Raw genomic sequence first — 4,368 nt, 5'->3', positions numbered from 1 at the left:
CACTGTGATTTTTCTCTCTCTGATTGTCTCAATTTCTTTCTGCTGTTCCTCGCCCCAACTCATGCTTTTACCTCTCTTTCTTCTTGGCTATCACTCAACAATTTACCGCATATCTGCGGTCACTCAAAGGGGGATTGAAGGGGGGCTTTGCCACCCTCACAAGTTCTAAAGTGTAGCCGTTAGGCTATCACTTTAGGGAACTTGCAATATATCCGCTACACATAATATAGCATAGTGATAGCCACTTGTCAAGCGGATATATTCGTGCGTGGATTTCGCCAGAAATACAGTGGAGCTTACTTCCTCTTGGGCGACTTTGGAAGTGTAGGAGGGAGACAGTCAAGGGCTTGTTTTTTATCTGCAGTATGAGCTTCGGCTTGCCGATCAGCGAATGCAGCAGATAAAAAATGGTCGCAGACCACCCTTTACTTTCTTCCGCCGGAACAGACAATGAAGCACAAGGGGAAGTGACGGAACGGACGGACAGCCGTTTCCCCCTCCGGCATGATAGCCAACAAAAAAGAGTATCAAGGGTAAACGCTGCGGTCTTTCGACCGCCCTTGACACTCTTTTCCTTATGGCTCTGATAATAAACAAGGGGAAATGGCTTCTTGTGGCATTTCTGCCACTATGGTATAATGGGCAACGCTACCACCCCTATACAGGTACAGAAAGGGGGTGTGCCACCATGAGTATATTTTCGTCTTTCTTACTCTCTGTCTTGGCAAGTGTAGTCGCCTACTACATCTGCAAATGGCTGGACGGAGATAAATAGGCGGTAGCCAGCCTAAGGCATAAGCCACCTTGCCACAACGGAATAGAAAAGCCCCGGAGGTCGCAACTCCGGGGCTTTTTGCGTGCCACAATGAGCACTTTCGTCTTTCTTGCCTACTGGCATTATAGCATATGCCTTTCAGCATTTCAAGTATGCCCTACTTCCACCACTTATAAACCGTATGCTTTGCAAGTCCTGTCTCTCGGATGCAGTCCGCTTTTGTTCCCAGAGGGTTGCTTTCTCTCCATTCTTCGACAATCTTCGCCTTGTCTGGTCTCCCTTGTAGAGCTTTGCCCCTGTCCTCATTCATTGTTTCAAGGGTAAAACGTGCGATTTTTAAGTGCGTGGCTTGCTTTCTGCCGTTCCTCTTATTTGGCGGTATGACAACTTTCGTCTGCTTCTCTATCCATTCTCGGCTTGCCATAGTCGAAAGTAGCTTGTTATCAGCTTTGAGGGCTTTCAATGCGTCCTTTACATCTTCCCTTGTAAAATGGTTGTCCTCATCATCTGTAAGGCTCTCCAGATGCTCCAAAAATGAATAGGCATCTTGCCTTATTCGTCTTTCAGATATGCCACATTTCAAGCCATACGCACACAATGCCATGATTGAGAAGTACCTACCGCCTACCTTTACTTCGGTAAAAATCTTGTTCTTCCACCACTCATAAAGGGCTTCATTACACACCCATGTGCCTTTTTTCTTCGGTCTGCCCTCTACAACTCGCTCTTGATACCACTCTGGGTACAGCTTCTTTGCTTCGTCCAGTGACAGCTTACTCTTTTCTTTCTTCGGCTTCTCTGTAAGTACCGATAAATCAACCTTACAGTTCGGTATGCTGTCCTTTATATCTTCCAGAGTATAGCGGTTATCCGACATCTTATAGGCTTTCACTGGGAAGTCTGCCCCCAGCTTGCTCTGGCTCCCAACACACCTAAAGCCTTGATAGATACCTGTTATATCTGGGCTGTCTGGTCTGATACTGCTCGTATCGTTCCATAGTCTGCGGATAAATGCTTCTTTCAGCTCCGCAAGGGTATCTTCCAGATTATGATACAACTGTACTGGCTCTTTCAAAAAGTAATAGGCATGGACACCCTTTCCAGAACTCACAAGGTAGGTCGGTCGGAGCTGTACTCCGTTCCCGAATTGCTTCAAGAGGTTCTTCAACTGCTGTTTTCCGACATAATCAATATCTATTGCAACCGCATACAGTTCATGTGCGTTCTGCTTCGTGTGTGTCTTGCCATAGAACGTGATAGGCGGTATCAGTCCGAACTCGTCCCCTATGACCTTATCAAGCATATTCAGACTATCATCTATAACCCACTGCTTCGTTCTTCCCTTTCCAGATGGTCTTATCTGGGTTGCAATCACATTTCCTTTTCCGTCATGCTCTGCACTCTGTAAGCTCCCCTCTGGGAACAAGTCACGATAGAACTCATGGGGGCTGACCTCTGGAAAACCTCTCTCCAACATCAGCTCCTCTTTATCCCTATATACCTTTCTCCACTCATACATTGTTTTTGTATTTCTACGCATATTTTTCTCCTACTTAGATATATTATATAATATACTGCCCTTACTCCGCCTGACCGCTAATCTTATCAATAGATTTTTGCACCTTTTTCTCTCAAGTATAAGGGAGTGCCTTTTTGGTGTCAATATCTACACCTCACTCCCTCTCGCCTTCACCGCTTATCTTATCAATGAATTTATTGCACCTTTTTGACCTCTAAAAAAAGGGAGTGAATTAAGAATATCTCATCCTCACTTCACTCCCTCTTATTTTCATCACTACTCTTACCAATATTTCAGTATTTTCTACTTAGCATCACGAAGAGTTCCTTTCCATACTGCGTATTCGTCACCTTTCTCATCAGTTGCGGTTAATATTGCTTCACAATATGGATTTGATGGTGGATTCGGAGTCGTATATACATAGCTTCGAGAATTAGTTCCTGTATACCCATTATGATCTTCTTCATTTGTATGCCAACTATTTACTCCTTCAGCTCTTGTTACAAGTTTACTGGATTTTAATTTTAATGGATTAGACGTCATAGATGCCTTAACTGTGTACTGCGGTCTTCCAGATGAATCTAAACCATCATAAAAATACTCCATACTTCCTAAAATTCTATTTTCAATATCTAAAGCTGTAGCAGGAATAGGTTCTCGAGAAGAAATTGTGTTTTTTCCATCACACGCAAAATATACTTTATCCAGCAAAACAGATTCTCCATTAGTTGAACGAGTCACCGATTCTACCGCCTCGGTTTCAGCAGGAGCTGTATCTGCTGCAAAACTAACCATATTCATAGCCATCATCATTATTGCTGCCAAAGCTAACGCTACAGATCTGCGAATATTTCTCATTAATTTTCCTCCTATGTCAATGTATTTTTATAGCATCTAAAGCAACAAGTACATTGGCATCCCCTCCTTTTTGTTTTACTATACTATATTTTCAACAAAAAAACATTAATTATATATAACATTTTTATAAAACTTTACTTGACAAATAAATAATATAACACTATCAAAAACGTCCCAATATTACAGACCATACCGCCCCAAAACAGGTATATCTTCAAGCCCTCATATCTGAAAAAGCTGTTTTTGCTTTCCTCCAGCTCCCGGACTTTCTGCTTCATTACGCTTGTAAGCGTATCAGACTGCTTTTCAAGAGCTTTTGTTGCCTTCTGTACCGCCTCTATATTCGCCTGTAACGCCTTTTTTACCTCTTGGACGGTACTTTCTCTGACCTCATCTCTCAGGCTCCCAATTCCGGCTGATATGGCGTTCTGAAGTAGTTCGTTGCTGTTCTCTAACTGCTCGACTTGCTTCTTCAGCTCGCTGATGAGCTGCCTGCTCAGCTCGGCGTCTCTCTGCCTGTTCTGCTCTGCCCTTGCTTGTCCTTGATTTGACTGCTTCATCAATTCCTCGCAGCTCTCGCTCGACAAAGCTAAGGCTTCCTTCAGCAGGCTGTTCTCCAGCTCTGTCCGGCTCTGACGGTTCAGTTCTTGGATCCGTTCTCTCGGACTTGCCTGCTCTGACTTCTGCTGTTCGTGCATTTCTCTCAAACTCATGCTCCAGTTCCTCCTTTCCAAAACCCATGTTGTAGTATTTTTCCAGCTTATTATTACGAATTTTGCAAGCCTTTTCTCCTGCCTGCTTCCTTGCTAAGTCGGTATATGTGATGTATTTGTGGCTGTCCTGCCAGTCCACTCCGTACCCTCTTTCATTCATCAGCCGAATAAAGCTTTCCCGGCTGGTCGCTGTTTCCTTACAGTCCAGGACTGCCAGGGCAATGTCCTGGACATAGCTTTTCACTTTCCCCTGCTCCGCCTGCTTCAGAAGCTGGTACGTCTCTTTTTTCCATGCCACTGTTTCCTCACGTTCCGCTCCTTCAAAGGTCTTTCCCTTTTCTGAGACGTGTAGCCCCTGCTCCCTGCTCTGTGCGTTGCACCGCTCCTTCAGCTCCTGCAGGTCGGCGCTGCTCCACTGCAGCTTGTGCCCGTCCTCAAAATTGACGGAATTGACGATAAAGTGCGTATGGATATGTTTTTTGTCCTTATGGGTAGCCACAAGC

General features: G+C 44.5%; 3 protein-coding genes and 1 pseudogene. All 4 read right to left on the bottom strand.

The genetic code is table 11. The features are described from left to right. Positions 1-932: 932 nt before the first annotated feature. Positions 933-2,315, bottom strand: a complete 1,383-nt coding sequence (locus DW677_RS17525; protein ID WP_002595441.1) for a hypothetical protein — start codon at positions 2,313-2,315, stop codon at positions 933-935. A 282-nt stretch (positions 2,316-2,597) separates the two neighbouring features. Then, complete coding sequence (locus tag DW677_RS17520; RefSeq protein WP_002595445.1) at positions 2,598-3,152, bottom strand: hypothetical protein; 555 nt, start codon at positions 3,150-3,152, stop codon at positions 2,598-2,600. A 134-nt stretch (positions 3,153-3,286) separates the two neighbouring features. Next, entirely contained in the window at positions 3,287-3,865 is a 579-nt protein-coding gene (locus tag DW677_RS19005) for a hypothetical protein (protein WP_235845210.1), read from the bottom strand. Between the two features lie 46 nt (positions 3,866-3,911). Beyond that, a pseudogene (locus DW677_RS19000) lies at positions 3,912-4,364 on the bottom strand (relaxase/mobilization nuclease domain-containing protein); the annotation flags it as partial. Between the last annotated feature and the right edge of the window lie 4 nt (positions 4,365-4,368).

The organism is Clostridium sp. AM25-23AC (genome assembly GCF_003435125.1).
GTDB lineage: Bacteria > Bacillota > Clostridia > Lachnospirales > Lachnospiraceae > Pilosibacter > Pilosibacter fragilis.
Note: the sequence above shows the minus strand (reverse complement) of the source record. Positions and strands in the feature narration are given on the sequence as shown.

Bases quoted from the DNA above. Each gene is read 5' to 3' on its own strand.
- DW677_RS17525 (WP_002595441.1), bottom strand. From the start codon at position 2,315: ATGCGTAGAAATACAAAAACAATGTATGAGTGGAGAAAGGTATATAGG.
- DW677_RS19005 (WP_235845210.1), bottom strand. From the start codon at position 3,865: ATGAGTTTGAGAGAAATGCACGAACAGCAGAAGTCAGAGCAGGCAAGT.
- DW677_RS17520 (WP_002595445.1), bottom strand. From the start codon at position 3,152: ATGAGAAATATTCGCAGATCTGTAGCGTTAGCTTTGGCAGCAATAATG.